The sequence below is a fragment of the Paraburkholderia sp. genome (assembly GCF_036488505.1).
Classification (GTDB): domain Bacteria; phylum Pseudomonadota; class Gammaproteobacteria; order Burkholderiales; family Burkholderiaceae; genus Paraburkholderia.
On record NZ_DASXHN010000306.1, the window covers coordinates 45,257 to 60,776 of the forward strand.

The following is a 15,520-nucleotide window of genomic DNA, read 5'->3' on the forward strand; positions in this document are numbered from 1 at the left end:
TTTACACTCAGTCACGCAAACCCACAGTCACGCACATTCAATCGCCGATGGTCTTTGCTTCCGCCTCCCGCCACTCCGATCGCATGCCGCCGGCAGGCCATCGGCCGAGGCGCGCGTGGCGCTGGCTCGCGGTGCTCGTCGCGGTGGCGGTGATGCATTGGATCGCCGCGCAGTGGTTCGAGCGCAATCGCGTGAATCTGAATCCGGCCGATCGCGAGCATGTGCCGGTGCAGGTCGCGCTCCTGACGCCCGAGCGGGTCGAGCGTCAACCCGCGCCGCAGCCGGCCGCGCCCGCGCAACATGCGCCGGCGCCCGCGCGCAAGGCCGCTGCCAGCCCCCCGCGGGAAGCGCATGTGCTGAGCGCGGTGCAGCCGGCCAGACCGGACCAGCCGGCGGCCACGGCCGCCTCCGATGCGGCGGCGAGCGCGCCGGCCGGCGCCTCGAGTGGGAACGTGAACGCGTCCGCCAACGCAAACGCCAACGCGGCCAGCGCCCCCGTCGCGGCGAGCGCACCGCAGGCATCGAAGGGCGTGAAGTTTTCGGTGCCGCCATCGGCCGACCTCGAATACGACACGTTCTACAACGGCGTGCGCAACCAGCCAGGCACGATTCACTGGGTCAGCAACGCGCAGGGATACGAAATGATCGTTTCGGTGCCGCTGCCGTTCGTCGGTCCGTTCGTGTTTTCAAGCCACGGCGGTATCGATGCGTTCGGCCTCGCGCCGGCGCAGTACGGCGAGAAGCGTGGCCGTCGCGCGGAAGACATCGCGATCTTCAATCGCGCCGATAGAAAGATCGGCTTCACGCGCACGCCAGCGACATTCCCACTGCCCGACGGCGCCCAGGACCGTTTCAGCGTCGTGATGCAGCTTGCGAGCCTCGTGCGCGGCGATCCTCGCGCATACACACCGGGCGTCACGCGACAGTTCTTTGTGGTCGACACCGATAGCGGCGAGGACTGGCCAATCGAGACGATCGGCGACGAAACGATTCGCGCGGCGCAAGGCTATCTGGAGACGCGTCATTTCAAACGGCTGCCGCGCCATGACGGCGATCAGCGCCGCATCGACGTGTGGCTCGCTCCATCGCTCGGCTGGCTGCCCGCGCGGATCGTGCAGACGGAGCCCAACGGCACGCAATTCGAACTCGTGTGGCGCGGCAAGCTCGATCTCGACCGCGCATCGCCCGATGGCGCTGGCGCCGCGCCTGTGCCTGCATCGGCCAATAGCGGCAACAGCAGCCCCGCGCCCGCTACTCCTGCTACTCCCGCTGCTCCCGCTGCTCCCGCCACTTCCGCCACTTCCGCCGCTCCCGCTACTCCCTCTACTCCCGCTGCTCCCGCTGCTCCCGCTACTGCCGCAAATCCGGCCGCGCCCAACAACGCCACGCCCACCGCGCCCGCCGCACCCGTTAGCGCTTCGGCAGTTATGCCCGACACGGCTCCCGCCGCGCCGGTCGATTCGACCGCTCCGGAAAACATCAAACCTTGAAGCATCGCGGCGCGAAAGCTGCTGACTGGTCACGAAACAACGTCGAGCAGACCATCGCAAGTTCGGCGAAACTTCCTGGGTAGCGCCGACTCGCATCTGAATGCCGCAACCGTTTGCTCAATTGAACAGTCGGACCGGCGCGCTTCGTCGAAGCGAACGCATTGCCAGGACGAAGCAACCACGATTTCTCACCGCGTTTCCTTTCTTCAAGGAGTCCGCATGCAAGTGAACGTCAACGGTATCGAAACACGCTACGTGCTCAGCAACGAGGGTGGCGGCCCATGGCTCACATTCATCCATCAGTTGGGCGGAGACCTGTCGATCTGGGATCAGCTTGCCGGTTACTTCCGCCACGATTACACGGTGTTGCGCTATGACGTGCGCGGCCACGGCGACAGCGCGGTGGCGCGCGAGCCATTCGGCGTGCGCGATCTGTCGGACGATCTCGCGAAACTGCTCGATGCGCTTGGCGCGCAGACGACGCACGTGGTCGGGCTGTCGCTCGGCGGCATGATCGCGCAGCAGTTCGCGCTCGATCACCCGTCGCGCGTCGATACGTTGACGATCGCCGACAGCACCGGTGGCACGCCGTCCGAAAACCGCGAGTTGTGGAACCAGCGCGCCCACACCGCGCGCAGCGAGGGTATGGCCGCGCTCGTGCCATCGACGATCGCGCGCTGGCTCACGCCCGACTTTGAGGCCGCGCATCCGGAAGCGGTCGAGCCGATCCGCGAAACGCTTGGTCGCACGCCGCCGGAAGGCTTCGCGATGGCCTGTGAGGCGTTGCGCGATTTCGACCTGCGCGGCAAACATGGCGCGATCCGCTGTCCTACACTCACAGTAGCGGGCCGCCACGACACGGGCACGCCGCCTGCTGTCACACAGGCGATAGCGGATGCGATCCAAGGCGCCCGCTTCGAATTGCTCGATGCCGCTCATCTGGCGCCCATCGAGCAGTCTCACCGTTTTGCCGCCTTGCTCGAATCGTTTCTGGAGCAGCGGGTTTAACCGTTAGGTCCGGAAGTATTACAAGCGTCGATCCGGACCCACCCCTTGAATTCCATCTCACACGCTCCACCTACGGTGCAGAAAAGGGCAGGAGCCCAACGGAAATAAGGAGTGTCGCCATGCAAATGATCTACAACAGCCCCAACTATTGTGTCGTCGAGTTTCCGCCGCAAGAGGGCCAACTGGCCATGAGGTCGGGCGGCTACGAGATCGTCGACAAGAACATGCAGCGCGAAATCTTCATCGATGGTGCAATGGCGGCCAACTTTCGCGAGCATGTGCAGAAGCTGATTGAGGGCGAGCCCACGCTCGACGAGGTCGACGAGTTCCTCGGCCAGTTCGACAGCTTGATGACCCAACCGGTAATTCTTCACTGACGTCGAGGTAGTACGGGTTAGCGTTCTGGCGACATCGATCGGCCGCGCCGTGCGGCCCTGTTGGCGGCCCGCACCGGGCGGCCGACAGTGATGAAACGGCCCAGCAGGCTTATCGCTTGCTGGGCCGTTTTTTGTGGCACCTTCGGCCGCTGCGCAGATCGCCGCGCCCCTTCCCGATCCCGCAAACGCCACCCGCGCCGGGCGCGTCCGCCCGGCAACGGCTACAATGACAGGCTTTCCGCAATCGCCCGCGCAAGCCCTCGTCCGCCATGACCCAGCCCGCTCAATCCGCCAAGCCAGTCCGTTCCGACGCCGCTTATACACGCGGCGCAGCGCTGCCCGCGCTGTTGAACTCGCGCATCCTGATCCTCGACGGCGCGATGGGCACGATGATCCAGCGCTACAAGCTCGACGAAGCCCGCTATCGCGGCGAGCGCTTCAAGGACTACGCGCGTGATATCAAAGGCAACAACGAACTGCTGTCGCTCACGCAGCCGCAGATCATCGCCGAGATTCACGAGCAGTATCTCGCGGCGGGCGCGGACATCATCGAGACCAACACGTTCGGGGCGACCACCGTTGCGCAGGCCGACTACGGCATGGAGTCGCTCGCGGTCGAGATGAATCTCGAATCGGCGAAGCTCGCGCGCGCCGCGTGCGACAAGTACTCGACGCCGGACAAGCCGCGCTTCGTGGCCGGCGCAATCGGGCCGACGCCGAAAACCGCGAGCATTTCTCCCGATGTCAACGATCCTGGCGCGCGCAACGTCACGTTCGACGAACTGCGCGCGGCCTACTACGAGCAGGCCAAAGCGCTACTCGACGGCGGCGCGGATCTGTTCCTCGTCGAAACGATCTTCGACACGCTCAACGCCAAAGCCGCGCTGTTCGCGCTCGACGAACTGTTCGAAAACACGGGCGAGCGCCTGCCGATCATGATCTCCGGCACCGTCACCGACGCGTCGGGCCGCATTCTGTCGGGCCAGACGGTCGAAGCATTCTGGAATTCGCTGCGTCACGCGAAGCCGCTCACGTTCGGCCTGAACTGCGCGCTCGGCGCGGCGCTGATGCGTCCGTACATCGCCGAACTGGCGAAGCTGTGCGACACCTATGTGTCCTGCTATCCGAACGCCGGCCTGCCGAATCCGATGAGCGACACCGGCTTCGACGAACTGCCCGCCGATACGTCCGGTCTGCTGAAGGAATTCGCCCAAGCGGGTCTCGTGAACATCGCGGGCGGCTGCTGCGGCACGACGCCCGAGCACATCGCGGCAATCGCCAAGGCGCTCGCCGAACTCAAGCCGCGCAAGTGGCCCACCCAGTATCGCGACGCGGCTTGAGCGAAGCCGCCCACCGCTGACGGGCCCAGCGTTGCCCCGCGCAAGCCACGACTGCACGCCCCGAACGCAAGCCCCGACTGCACGGCCTCTAACGCACGCACCCCACTCGCACCCAGCCATGACCGATCACACCATGCGCCTTAGCGGCCTCGAGCCGTTCAACGTCACGTCCGGGACGCTCTTCATCAACGTCGGCGAACGCACCAACGTGACCGGCTCGAAAGCGTTCGCGCGAATGATCCTGAACAACCAGTTCGACGAAGCATTGGCCGTCGCGCGCCAGCAGGTCGAAAACGGCGCGCAGGTGATCGACATCAACATGGACGAGGCGATGCTCGATTCAAAAGCGGCAATGGTGCGCTTCATGAATCTGATCGCGTCGGAGCCGGACATCGCGCGCGTGCCGGTCATGATCGACTCGTCGAAGTGGGAAGTGATCGAAGCGGGCCTCAAGTGCGTGCAGGGCAAGGCGATCGTCAACTCGATCTCGCTGAAGGAAGGCGAAGCGGCGTTCCGTCATCACGCGAACCTGATTCGCCGCTACGGCGCGGCCGCTGTCGTGATGGCGTTCGACGAACAGGGCCAGGCCGACACCTTCGAGCGCAAGACGCAAATCTGCAAGCGCTCATACGACTTTCTCGTGAACGAAGTGGGCTTTCCGCCCGAAGACATCATCTTCGATCCGAACATCTTCGCGATCGCAACCGGCATCGACGAACACAACAACTACGCGGTCGACTTCATCGAGGCGACTCGCTGGATCAAGCAGAACCTGCCGTACGCGAAGGTGAGCGGCGGCGTGTCCAACGTGTCGTTCTCGTTTCGTGGCAACGACACGGTGCGCGAGGCGATTCACACCGTGTTCCTCTATCACGCGATCCAGGCGGGGATGGACATGGGCATCGTCAACGCCGGTCAGCTCGGCGTGTATGCGGACCTCGATCCGGAACTGCGCGAGCGCGTCGAGGACGTCGTGCTGAATCGCCGTGAAGACGGCACCGACCGCCTGCTGGAGATCGCCGACAAGTTCAAGACTGGCGCCGCGAAAAAGGAAGAGAACCTTGAGTGGCGCAACCAGCCGGTCGAAAAGCGTCTCGCGCATGCGCTCGTGCACGGCATCACGAACTTCATCGTCGACGACACCGAGGAAGTGCGCGCGAGGATAGCCGCCGCGGGCGGCCGGCCAATCAACGTGATCGAAGGTCCGCTGATGGACGGCATGAACGTCGTCGGCGACCTGTTCGGTCAGGGCAAGATGTTCCTGCCGCAGGTCGTAAAGTCGGCGCGCGTGATGAAGCAGGCGGTCGCGCATCTGATTCCGTTCATCGAGGAAGAGAAGCGCCAGCTCGCGGCGGCCGGCGGCGAGGTGAAGTCGCGCGGCAAGATCGTGATCGCGACCGTGAAGGGCGACGTGCACGACATCGGCAAGAACATCGTGTCGGTGGTGCTCCAATGCAATAACTTCGAAGTAGTCAACATGGGTGTGATGGTCCCGTGCAGCGAGATCCTCGCGAAGGCGAAGGTCGAGGGCGCGGACATCATCGGACTGTCCGGGCTCATTACGCCGAGTCTCGAAGAGATGGCCTACGTGGCGTCGGAAATGCAGCGCGACGACTACTTCCGCATCAAGAAAATTCCACTGCTGATCGGCGGCGCGACGACCTCGCGCGTGCACACCGCGGTGAAGATCGCGCCGCATTACGAAGGCCCGGTGGTGTACGTGCCGGACGCGTCGCGTTCGGTGTCGGTCGCCTCGAACCTGCTGTCCGACGAAGGCGCGGCGAAGTACATCGACGAACTGAACGTCGACTACACGCGCATCCGCGACCAGCACGCGAACAGGAAAGCGCAGCCGATGGTCACGCTCGCCGAGGCCCGCGCGAACAAAACGAAGATCGACTGGGCGAACTATCAGCCGGTCAAGCCAAAGTTCATCGGCCGCCGCGTATTCAAGAACTTCGATCTGAACGAGCTCGCGAACTATATCGACTGGGCTCCGTTCTTCCAGACGTGGGACCTGGCCGGCCCATATCCGGCCATCCTCAACGACGAGATCGTCGGTGAATCGGCGCGGCGCGTGTTCTCCGACGGCAAGTCGATGCTCGCGCGCCTGATCCAGGGCCGCTGGCTGCAAGCAAACGGCGTGCTCGCGCTGTTGCCGGCCAATACGGTGAACGATGACGACATCGAAATCTACACGGACGAATCGCGCACCGAAGTCGCGCTGACGTGGCGCAATCTGCGTCAACAGAGTGTGCGGCCGGTAGTCGACGGCGTGATGCGGCCGAACCGGTCGCTCGCCGACTTCATCGCGCCGAAGGACTCGGGCGTGGCCGACTATATCGGCATGTTTGCGGTCACCGCGGGTCTTGGCGTCGACGTGAAGGAGCGCCAGTTCGAGAAGGATCTCGACGACTACAGCGCGATCATGCTGAAGGCGCTCGCGGACCGGCTCGCCGAAGCGTTTGCCGAAGCGATGCACGCGCGCGTGCGGCGCGACCTGTGGGGCTACGCGAACGACGAGACCCTGTCCAACGACGAACTGATCGCCGAAAAATACCGTGGCGTGCGCCCGGCGCCCGGCTACCCCGCCTGCCCCGACCACCTGGTGAAGCGAGACATGTTCGAGGTGCTGCGGGCTGAGGAGATCGGCATGAGTGTGACCGAATCGCTCGCGATGCTGCCGGCGGCAAGCGTGTCGGGCTTCTACCTCGCGCATCCGGACAGCACCTACTTCTCGGTTGGCAAGATCGGCCAGGATCAGCTCGAGGACTACGCGCGGCGGATGTCGCTGTCGAAGGCGGATGCACAGCGCGCGTTGGCGCCGTTGCTGTAAGTGGTGGCGCGCGGTGGCATAACTGCGCGCCTCATCAGGCGGAGCGGCGACCCACTATATCGCCGTGGAAAGACTGAATATTTGCGGCCACGGCGTTTTTGACATTTTGGCTCGGTAGACTGACTCGGCTTTCATCCTGTCAGGCGTGGCCAGAACGCGCCGGCTCATCGAGATCGCAACCGACAACGGAGAAAACGTATGAAGAAGCTGACGCTGTTACTCACCACCGTTTCTCTCGCCGCAGGCGCTTCCGCGGTGCTCGCACAACCCGCGGCGAGCGAGGTCAGTTCGTACTCGCCGCCCACCGAAAAGCACGTCAAGAAGCCGAAAAAGCAGAAAATGAAGAAAGGCGCGTCCGCACCGATGGCCGCCCCGGCCGACTCCGCCAGCCAGTAGAAGCGCGGCCGGTTTCGTCCGCTCAATGACAAAGAGCCCGCATCGAGCGGGCTCTTTCTTTGTGTTGCCGGGACCTTGCGCCGCCGTTCGGCCAGGGCCGGCACTCCAGGTCCAGGTGCGCAGCCGGCGAGCCGTGCGGCAGCCGCGATTGAGACCGCCGCGGCCGACCTTCAGCCACACCGGTCGACAAGTCAAAGCCCCCAGACGATGTCCGCTTTTTCCTTTTGCGCGGCGCGCAACATGTCGAGGAACGGATACGCGCGCTGCGCGAGTCCAGGCGGAATCTCATGATGCTCGTGGCCGTCCTCACCTTCGTGAAAATGGCCGTCGTGCTCGGCGCGCTCCTGCTTGTCGAAGCTGATGGCCGCTTCGAGTTTGTCGATCGCCGGGCCCGCTTCCTCGTGAGTGATCACGCCACGCTCCCCAAGGCGTTTGCCGACAATGCCCACCAGATACTGCGCCAGATTTTCCAGCATCATCACGTCCGGGCAGGCGTGGCATTTGAAAGTAATCAGCATGACTGTTCCCTTTTTCGTTATATCGGGTTGACGCATCAGCGCCCCCCGCGGATGGCGCCAGCGCGCCTGACCTGGCGCCCTGCAGGCGTGGTGGTCACGCCCCTGGCGGGCATCTCATTGAACATATTAGCACCTGCTAAAATCCGTCTGAACGGAAAAGCACGCCGCAATCCGCCGCCCGCGGCGAAGCGCGACGAGCGTGGCGACAGGCACGGCGCAAGCGCGCGGCAGGTAGCTGAATCTCGTGTCGCAAGCCAGATGCCGGTGCGTCACGGCAACAGTGCGCGACGTGCGCCGCGCCGCGCAACATGCCGGTCGTCCGAGCACCCGCCGCGACGCCTCAGCGCCGTTTCCATGCTTCCGACACCGGCCGCGGCCGGCGCCTCTTCCGCCTTACCGGATTGCCTCACTGGACTCGCAACAAGCATGCTGCCTGCACATAAACACACTCTCGAAACACTGCTCGCCGACACAGTGAAACAGGTCGCGCTCGCCTCGCAAGGCGCCACCGAAGCTGCTTTCATCTGCCCCGCCATCACGCTCGAACGCCCGAAAGTCGCCGCTCACGGCGACGTCGCGTGCAACGTCGCGATGCAGCTCGCCAAGCCGCTGCGCGCCAACCCGCGCCAGCTCGCGCAACAGATCGTCGATGCGCTGCTCGCGCAGCCGCAGGCCCAAGGTCTGATCGGCGCCGCCGAAGTCGCGGGCCCGGGCTTCATCAACCTGCGCCTGAGCGCCGCCGCGAAGCAGGCGGCGATTTCCGCGGTATTCGCCGAAGGCGCCGCCTACGGCCGCTCGCCGCGCGATGCCGGCAAGCAGGTGATGGTCGAATTCGTGTCGGCCAATCCGACCGGCCCGCTGCACGTCGGTCACGGCCGCCAGGCGGCGCTCGGCGACGCGCTGGCGAACGTGCTGGCGTCACAGGGCTGGGACGTGCACCGCGAGTTCTACTACAACGACGCCGGCGTGCAGATCCATACGCTCGCGCTGTCGACCCAGGCGCGTGCGCGCGGCCTCTCTCCCAACGACGAAGGCTGGCCCGCGTCCGCGTACAACGGCGAGTACATCGCCGAGATCGCGCGCGATTACATGAACGGCGTGACGGTCGAGGCGAGCGACGGTGCGCCCGTCACCGGCGCGCGTGACATCGAGAACCTCGACGCGATCCGCCGCTTTGCGGTCGCGTATCTGCGCCGCGAGCAGGACATGGACCTGCAGGCGTTCGGTGTGAAGTTCGACCGTTACTACCTGGAATCGTCGCTGTATACCGAAGGCCGCGTCGAGAAAACCGTCGAGGCGCTGATCGCCGCCGGCAAGACCTACGAGCAGGATGGCGCGCTGTGGCTGCGCACCACCGACGACGGCGACGACAAGGACCGCGTGATGCGCAAGAGCGACGGCACGTACACGTACTTCGTGCCGGACGTCGCCTATCACGCCGCCAAGTGGGAACGCGGCTTCACGAAGGTCATCAACGTGCAGGGCTCGGACCACCACGGCACGATCGCGCGCGTGCGCGCCGGACTGCAAGGTCTCGGCATCGGCATTCCGAAGGGCTACCCCGACTACATCCTGCACAAGATGGTCACCGTGATGCGCAACGGCGAAGAGGTGAAGATCTCCAAGCGCGCCGGCAGCTACGTGACGGTGCGCGACCTGATCGAATGGTCGGGTGGCGCGACGCCGGGCTCCGAGGCGGCCGTCGATCTGATCGACGAGGAAACGATCCGCCGCGGCCGCGACGCGGTGCGCTTCTTCCTGATCTCGCGCAAGGCCGACACGCAATTCGTGTTCGACATCGACCTCGCGCTGAAGCAGAACGACGAGAATCCGGTCCACTACGTGCAGTACGCGCACGCGCGAATCTGTTCGGTGATCGCCGAGTGCAACACCCGCTACGGTCTCGACGAAAGCTCGCTCGCGAACGTGGACCTCGCGCCGCTCACGAGCGAGCGCGCGATGGCGCTGCTCAACAAGCTCGCCGAGTTCCCGGACATGCTGCAGCACGCCGCCGACGAACTCGCGCCGCATGCGGTCGCGTTCTATCTGCGCGACCTCGCCGGGGAATTCCACTCGTTCTACAATGACAAAGCCGAGCGCGTGCTGGTCGACGATGCGGCCGAACGCAACGCGCGCGCGGCGCTGCTGGCGGCCACGCGCCAGGTGTTGGCCAACGGTCTCGCGACGATCGGCGTCTCCGCTCCCGTCAAGATGTAACTCCTCCGGCGTAATATGCACGCGGCCGTCGCTCTATATAATCGGCGACCGTTCCAGGATTCTTTTTGCAGGTGATTCGTACGATGGCAAAACCACGCCGCACAACAAAGCAATCGAAACAAACCGGGGGCACTTTTCTCGGTATCGTGCTGGGCCTGATCGTCGGCCTGGCGATCGCGGTAGTGGTGGCGCTGTATATCACCCGTGCGCCTACGCCGTTCGTGTCGAAGGTCGCGCCGCCCACGGCGCCGGAGAACGGTGCGAGCCAGGCGCAATACGATCCGAACCGCCCACTGCAAGGCAAGACGCCGGGCCAGCCGGTGCCACAGGCCGCGCAGCCCGCGCCGCCGAACACCGCACCGGGCCAGACTAATTCGCAGACCCAGTCGGGCATGCTCGAAGAACCGCAGATCGTCGAAGTGCCGCCGTCGGCGGGCAATGCGAACAACGCGAACGGCGCCGCCGTTGCGCCGAAGCCCGCGCAGGACAACGGCAGCGGCGGAATCGCCGCGCCGGCTCCGGTGAAAAAGCCGCAGGCGTCGAGCGCGCCGGCCGCCACCGCCGCGACCGGCACGGGCTCCGCGCCGAAGAGCAGCAGCGCCGCGCCGGCAACCGGCGACGCGAACACCGGCTACTTCCTGCAAGTCGGCGCGTACAAGACCGCCGCCGACGCCGAACAACAGCGCGCGCGCCTCGCGTTTCAAGGCTTCGAATCGAAAGTGACCCAGCGCGATGCGGGCGGCGTCACGTACTACCGTGTGCGCATCGGGCCGTTTTCGAAGTTCGAGGACATGAATTCGAGCCGTCAGCGTCTGTCGGACGCGGGCGTCGATACCGCTGTGATTCGCTTCACCAAACAATAAATAAACGGTAACGCAGGCCTACGTGGCGCACCGAACTATGGGCGCGCCGCGCAGGTCAGACGCACGATGGCCGCGCCGCCTGTCTCACTGCCTGGCAAAGCGACCATGCCGAATCGAAATCCGCAAGGCGGCGGCGCAGGCATCCAGCATGGCGTCACCGCTCTACCGCCATACTTGGGTCAACACAACATGAAAAAGCTGCTGAGCATTCTGTTTCTCTCGCTGGGCCTGATCGCGGCCACCGCGCATGCGTCGCCGGCCGCGCCGGTCGCCGGCAAGGACTACACGGTGCTGGCCACGCCGCAGCCGACCGACGTGCCGGCCGGCAAGATCGAAGTCACCGAATTCTTCTGGTACGGCTGCCCGCACTGCAACGAATTCGACCCGTTCCTCGAATCGTGGGTAAAACGCCAGGGCCCGGACGTCGTGTTCCGCCGCGTGCCGGTTGCGTTCCGCGACGACTTCATCCCGCACTCGAGGATGTACCACGCGCTCGACGCGCTCGGCCTGGCCAACGAGCTCACGCCGAAGGTCTTCAACGAAATCCACGTCAAGAAGGACTACCTGCTGACGCCGGAAGATCAGTCGAAATTCCTCGCCACGCTCGGCGTCGATCCGAAGAAGTACATGGAAGCGTACAACTCGTTCTCGACGCAAAGCGCGCTGCAGAAGGACAAGAAGCTGCTCGACGACTATAAGATCGAAGGCGTGCCGACGCTCGCGGTGCAGGGCAAGTATGAGACCGGCCCGGCGGCGACCGGCACCCTGCCCGGCACGCTCCAGGTGCTCGACTACCTCGTCTCGCAAGTTCGCACCAAAAAGATGTAATCACGAGGCGCCGGTATGACCTCTGCGTTGAAGGTTTTCATTACCGGCGCTTCGAGCGGCATCGGCCTCGCGCTCGCCGGCGAATACGCCCGGCGCGGCGCGATTCTCGGCCTCGTTGCCCGCCGCGGCGAAGCGCTCGCCGCGTTCCAGCAGTCCCATCCCCACAACATGGTCTCGATCTATCCGGTCGACGTGCGCGACGCGGAAGCGCTCGCTGACGCAGCCGCGCGCTTCATCGCAGCGCACGGGATGCCCGACGTCGTGATCGCCAATGCCGGCATCAGCCGTGGCGCGCTCACCGGCCACGGCGATCTGCGCACGTTTCGCGAAGTGATGGACATCAATTACTTCGGCATGGTCGCGACGTTCGAGCCGTTCGCCGCCGCGATGGCTAACGCCAGACGCGGCACGCTGGTCGGCATTGCGAGTGTCGCGGGCGTGCGCGGCTTGCCGGGTTCGGGCGCGTACAGCGCGTCGAAATCGGCGGCGCTCAAGTACCTCGAAGCGTTGCGCGTCGAGATGCGGCCGTTCGGCGTCGGCGTCGTCACAATCGCGCCCGGCTATATCCGCACGCCGATGACCGACCACAACCCGTACGACATGCCGTTCCTGATGGACGCGGACCGCTTCGCCGCGAAGGTCGCGCAGGCGGTCGAGCGGCAGGTGTCGTTCGCGGTTTTCCCGTGGCAGATGCGCGTCGCCGCGATGCTGCTGCACGTACTGCCGCGCTGGCTGTATGACCGTGTGTTCGAACGCGCGCCGCGCAAGCCGCGCGTCGCCGCCGAGTAAGCGATGCCACCCGCTGCGCTCGATGCAGCCGGCGTCAGGCACACGCGGGCGGGCGCCGATGCGCGCATCGTATCGCTGGTGCCGAGCATCACCGAAACCTTGTTCGCGCTCGGTCTCGAGCGGCAAATCGTTGGGCGCACCGGCTTTTGCGTGCATCCCCGCGACAAGGTGCAAGCAGTGCGCAAGGTCGGGGGCACCAAAGCCGTCAAGCTCGACGCGATCCGCGCGCTAGGTCCCACTCATCTGATCGTCAATATCGACGAAAACGAACGCGAGACCGTCGATCAGTTGCGTGCGTTCGTCCCGCACGTCGTCGTCACGCATCCGCTGACACCGCGCGACAACCTCGCGCTCTACGCGCTGCTCGGCGCGATCTTCGGGCGCGAACACGAAGCGCGGCGCCTGGGCGACGCGCTCGAAGCCCGCTTACAGGAAGCCGCCGCGAGCAGTTTCGCGGCGCAAAACGTGCTGTATCTGATCTGGCGCGAACCGTGGATGACGGTCGCGCGCGACACCTACATCGCCGCGATGCTGCGGCTCGTGAACTGGCAGACACTGCCCGACCTGCAAGGCGGCGTCGCCGGCGCGACGCGCTATCCGGCCCTCGACTTCGACGACGCCCGATGGCTCGCGCAAGTCGAGCGCATTCTGCTGTCCACCGAACCGTACCGCTTCACGTCCGCGCATCGCGATGCGCTCGGGCGCGACCCGCGGCTCGCCGGCAAGCGCATCGAACTGATCGATGGAGAGATGACGTCGTGGTACGGCGTGCGCGCAATCGAAGGCATCGGCTATCTGCTGCGCTACGCCGCGGGGACCTGAGCGCGGCGCATGGCCGGCGCCCCAATATGGATATGTGGATTAAATGGTTGTCGCGCCCCTGTCCCTTCGATAAGCTTTCGCGAAGGCGCGCCGCCAGCGGGGCCAGCATGAGTCCGCGCATGGGCAGAGTCGCCCGGCCTGTACGACGGCGCCGCAAGCGTATCGCAATCCTGCGAGACGCCCGCGCCCGCCCCGCGTCATCGCGATAAACACAACCAGCCACAACCAGACGCACTGCCTGACTGCGCTCGTTACCGGAGATCCTATGCGCTTCAAACTGCTCGCAGCCGCCATCCTGTTCACGGCGCCCGCGCTCGTGCTCGCCAAGCCGCTCACCGTCTGTACCGAATCGAGCCCGGACGGCTTCGACGTCGTGCAGTACAACTCGCTGGTCACGACCAATGCGTCGGCCGACGTGATCTTCAATTCGCTGGTCTCGTTCGACGAAGCCGCGAAGAAGGTCGTCCCCGCGCTCGCCGACAAGTGGGAAGTGAGCCCCGACGGCCTCAGCTACACGTTCCACCTGCGCCCGAACGTGCAGTTCCAGACCACCGACTACTTCAAGCCCACCCGCGCGCTGAACGCCGACGACGTCGTCTTCACGTTCGAGCGCATGCTCGACGACAACAATCCGTGGCACAAGGTGGCGGGCGCGAGCGGCTTCCCGCACGCGCAGTCGATGGGGCTGCCTAAGCTGATCAAGTCGATCACGAAGGTCGACGACAACACGGTGAAGTTCGAACTGAACGAGCCGAACGCAACCTTCGTGGCGATCCTGACGATGGGCTTCGCGTCGATCTATTCGGCCGAATACGCGGATCAGCTGCTGAAAGCCGGCAAGCAGGTCGACCTGAACGCAAAGCCGATCGGCACGGGTCCATTCATGCTGAAGAGCTATACGAAAGACGCGGTGATCCGCTACGACGTGAACCCCAGCTACTGGGGGCCCAAGCCGAAGATCGAGCGCCTGATCTACGCGATCACGCCGGACGCGACCGTGCGCGCGCAAAAAGTGAAGGCCGGCGAATGCCAGATCGCGCTGTCGCCGAAGCCGCAGGATCTCGCCGACGCGAAGAACGACAAGTCGCTCGCGATCGTGCAGACGCCTGCCTTCATGACCGCGTTCGTCGCGCTGAACACGCAGAAAAAGCCGCTCGACAACCAGAAAGTGCGCGCGGCGCTGAACATGGCGTTCGACCGCACCAGCTATCTGAAGGCCGTGTTCGACAACACCGCGACGCCGGCCGTGAATCCGTATCCGCCGAACACGTGGAGCTACAACCACTCGATCAAGGGCTGGCCGTACGATCCGGCCAAGGCGAAGCAGTTGCTCGCCGAGGCGGGTTATCCGAACGGCTTCGAAACGACGATCTGGGTGCGCCCGAACGGCAGCGTGCTGAACCCGAGTCCGAAGGCCGGCGCCGAGATGCTGCAGGCGGACTTCGCGAAGATCGGCGTGAAGGCGGACGTGAAGGTGATCGAATGGGGCGAGCTGATCAAGCAGGCCAAGCAAGGTCAGCATGACACGCTGTTCATGGGCTGGGCCGGCGACAACGGCGACCCGGACAACTATCTGTCGCCGCTATTCAGCTGCAATGCGGTGAAGTCGGGCATCAACTTCGCGCGCTTTTGCGATCAGGATCTCGACAAGCTGATCGCCGACGGCAAGGCGACCTCCGATATCGCCAAACGCACGAAGGCGTACGAAGCGGCGCAGCAGATCATCCACGACGAAGCGCTGTGGATTCCGCTGGGTTATCCGACTGCGGCGGCGATCGCGCGTACGAATGTGAGCGGCTATCACGTGAGTCCGTTTGGACGGCAGAACTTTGGGACGGTGGCGGTGCAGTAAGCGCGCTCTCGTCTGAATGTACGTAAAAAAGCCTGGTTCGAAAGAATCGGGCTTTTTTTATCGCAAGCATCGCGATACCGCTCTCGCATTCAAGCAATACAGTATGCGTTACAGGTAGCTCAAGGAAGAATATTTCCAGAGACTGCTTTAATCACCAGTAAAGGTTAAACAGTTGTTAATTTTT

Annotated in this window: 13 protein-coding genes; 12 read left to right on the plus strand and 1 reads right to left on the minus strand. The window is 64.6% G+C overall.

Translation table 11 applies throughout. The annotated features are described in order from the left end of the window. Positions 1-47 precede the first annotated feature (47 nt). From VGH68_RS18385 to VGH68_RS18410, 6 genes are all read left to right on the plus strand, one after another. Positions 48-1,490 (plus strand): DUF3108 domain-containing protein, encoded by a 1,443-nt coding sequence (locus VGH68_RS18385; RefSeq protein WP_331605098.1) that lies wholly within the window; start codon positions 48-50, stop codon positions 1,488-1,490. 219 nt (positions 1,491-1,709) lie between these two features. Then, a complete protein-coding gene (locus VGH68_RS18390; protein ID WP_331605100.1) occupies positions 1,710-2,498 on the plus strand; it encodes an alpha/beta fold hydrolase in 789 nt (262 codons plus the stop codon). A gap of 119 nt (positions 2,499-2,617) precedes the next feature. Further along, the gene (locus tag VGH68_RS18395) at positions 2,618-2,875 is read left to right on the plus strand and encodes a BTH_I0359 family protein (RefSeq protein WP_331605101.1); all 258 of its coding nucleotides are present in this window, start codon (positions 2,618-2,620) and stop codon (positions 2,873-2,875) included. A gap of 269 nt (positions 2,876-3,144) precedes the next feature. Then, positions 3,145-4,215 carry a homocysteine S-methyltransferase family protein gene (locus VGH68_RS18400; RefSeq protein WP_331605102.1) on the plus strand — a complete coding sequence of 357 codons (1,071 nt, stop codon included), beginning with the start codon at positions 3,145-3,147 and terminating at the stop codon, positions 4,213-4,215. A 31-nt stretch (positions 4,216-4,246) separates the two neighbouring features. Beyond that, on the plus strand, positions 4,247-7,051 hold the full coding sequence (gene metH, locus VGH68_RS18405; RefSeq protein WP_331605103.1) for a methionine synthase: 2,805 nt from the start codon (positions 4,247-4,249) through the stop codon (positions 7,049-7,051). A 198-nt stretch (positions 7,052-7,249) separates the two neighbouring features. Continuing rightward, on the plus strand, positions 7,250-7,447 hold the full coding sequence (locus VGH68_RS18410; protein ID WP_331605104.1) for an acid-shock protein: 198 nt from the start codon (positions 7,250-7,252) through the stop codon (positions 7,445-7,447). Between the two features lie 191 nt (positions 7,448-7,638). Here VGH68_RS18410 and VGH68_RS18415 read toward each other — a convergent pair whose 3' ends face one another. After that, entirely contained in the window at positions 7,639-7,965 is a 327-nt protein-coding gene (locus VGH68_RS18415) for a DUF1840 domain-containing protein (protein WP_331605105.1), read from the minus strand. 426 nt (positions 7,966-8,391) lie between these two features. Here VGH68_RS18415 and argS point away from each other — a divergent pair, with 426 nt between their 5' ends. The 6 genes from argS to VGH68_RS18445 all read left to right on the plus strand — a co-directional run bounded on the left by argS (position 8,392) and on the right by VGH68_RS18445 (position 15,336). Next, the gene (gene argS / locus VGH68_RS18420; protein ID WP_331605106.1) at positions 8,392-10,182 is read left to right on the plus strand and encodes an arginine--tRNA ligase; all 1,791 of its coding nucleotides are present in this window, start codon (positions 8,392-8,394) and stop codon (positions 10,180-10,182) included. A 65-nt stretch (positions 10,183-10,247) separates the two neighbouring features. Next, positions 10,248-11,045 (plus strand): SPOR domain-containing protein, encoded by a 798-nt coding sequence (locus tag VGH68_RS18425; RefSeq protein ID WP_331605107.1) that lies wholly within the window; start codon positions 10,248-10,250, stop codon positions 11,043-11,045. Positions 11,046-11,234: 189 nt separating this feature from the next. Then, a complete protein-coding gene (locus VGH68_RS18430) occupies positions 11,235-11,873 on the plus strand; it encodes a thiol:disulfide interchange protein DsbA/DsbL (protein WP_331605108.1) in 639 nt (212 codons plus the stop codon). 15 nt (positions 11,874-11,888) lie between these two features. After that, a complete protein-coding gene (locus VGH68_RS18435; protein ID WP_331605109.1) occupies positions 11,889-12,662 on the plus strand; it encodes an SDR family oxidoreductase in 774 nt (257 codons plus the stop codon). Between the two features lie 3 nt (positions 12,663-12,665). Beyond that, complete coding sequence (locus tag VGH68_RS18440) at positions 12,666-13,484, plus strand: helical backbone metal receptor (RefSeq protein ID WP_331605110.1); 819 nt, start codon at positions 12,666-12,668, stop codon at positions 13,482-13,484. 265 nt (positions 13,485-13,749) lie between these two features. Further along, positions 13,750-15,336 (plus strand): ABC transporter substrate-binding protein, encoded by a 1,587-nt coding sequence (locus tag VGH68_RS18445; RefSeq protein WP_331605111.1) that lies wholly within the window; start codon positions 13,750-13,752, stop codon positions 15,334-15,336. The last annotated feature ends 184 nt before the right edge of the window (positions 15,337-15,520 follow it).

Excerpts from the sequence above, each read along its gene's own strand:
- VGH68_RS18390 (WP_331605100.1), top strand. The coding sequence starts at position 1,710 with ATGCAAGTGAACGTCAACGGTATCGAAACACGCTACGTGCTCAGCAAC.
- VGH68_RS18430 (WP_331605108.1), top strand. The coding sequence starts at position 11,235 with ATGAAAAAGCTGCTGAGCATTCTGTTTCTCTCGCTGGGCCTGATCGCG.
- VGH68_RS18440 (WP_331605110.1), top strand. The coding sequence starts at position 12,666 with ATGCCACCCGCTGCGCTCGATGCAGCCGGCGTCAGGCACACGCGGGCG.
- VGH68_RS18395 (WP_331605101.1), top strand. The coding sequence starts at position 2,618 with ATGCAAATGATCTACAACAGCCCCAACTATTGTGTCGTCGAGTTTCCG.
- VGH68_RS18445 (WP_331605111.1), top strand. The coding sequence starts at position 13,750 with ATGCGCTTCAAACTGCTCGCAGCCGCCATCCTGTTCACGGCGCCCGCG.
- argS (WP_331605106.1), top strand. The coding sequence starts at position 8,392 with ATGCTGCCTGCACATAAACACACTCTCGAAACACTGCTCGCCGACACA.
- VGH68_RS18435 (WP_331605109.1), top strand. The coding sequence starts at position 11,889 with ATGACCTCTGCGTTGAAGGTTTTCATTACCGGCGCTTCGAGCGGCATC.
- VGH68_RS18400 (WP_331605102.1), top strand. The coding sequence starts at position 3,145 with ATGACCCAGCCCGCTCAATCCGCCAAGCCAGTCCGTTCCGACGCCGCT.
- VGH68_RS18385 (WP_331605098.1), top strand. The coding sequence starts at position 48 with ATGGTCTTTGCTTCCGCCTCCCGCCACTCCGATCGCATGCCGCCGGCA.
- VGH68_RS18415 (WP_331605105.1), bottom strand. The coding sequence starts at position 7,965 with ATGCTGATTACTTTCAAATGCCACGCCTGCCCGGACGTGATGATGCTG.
- VGH68_RS18410 (WP_331605104.1), top strand. The coding sequence starts at position 7,250 with ATGAAGAAGCTGACGCTGTTACTCACCACCGTTTCTCTCGCCGCAGGC.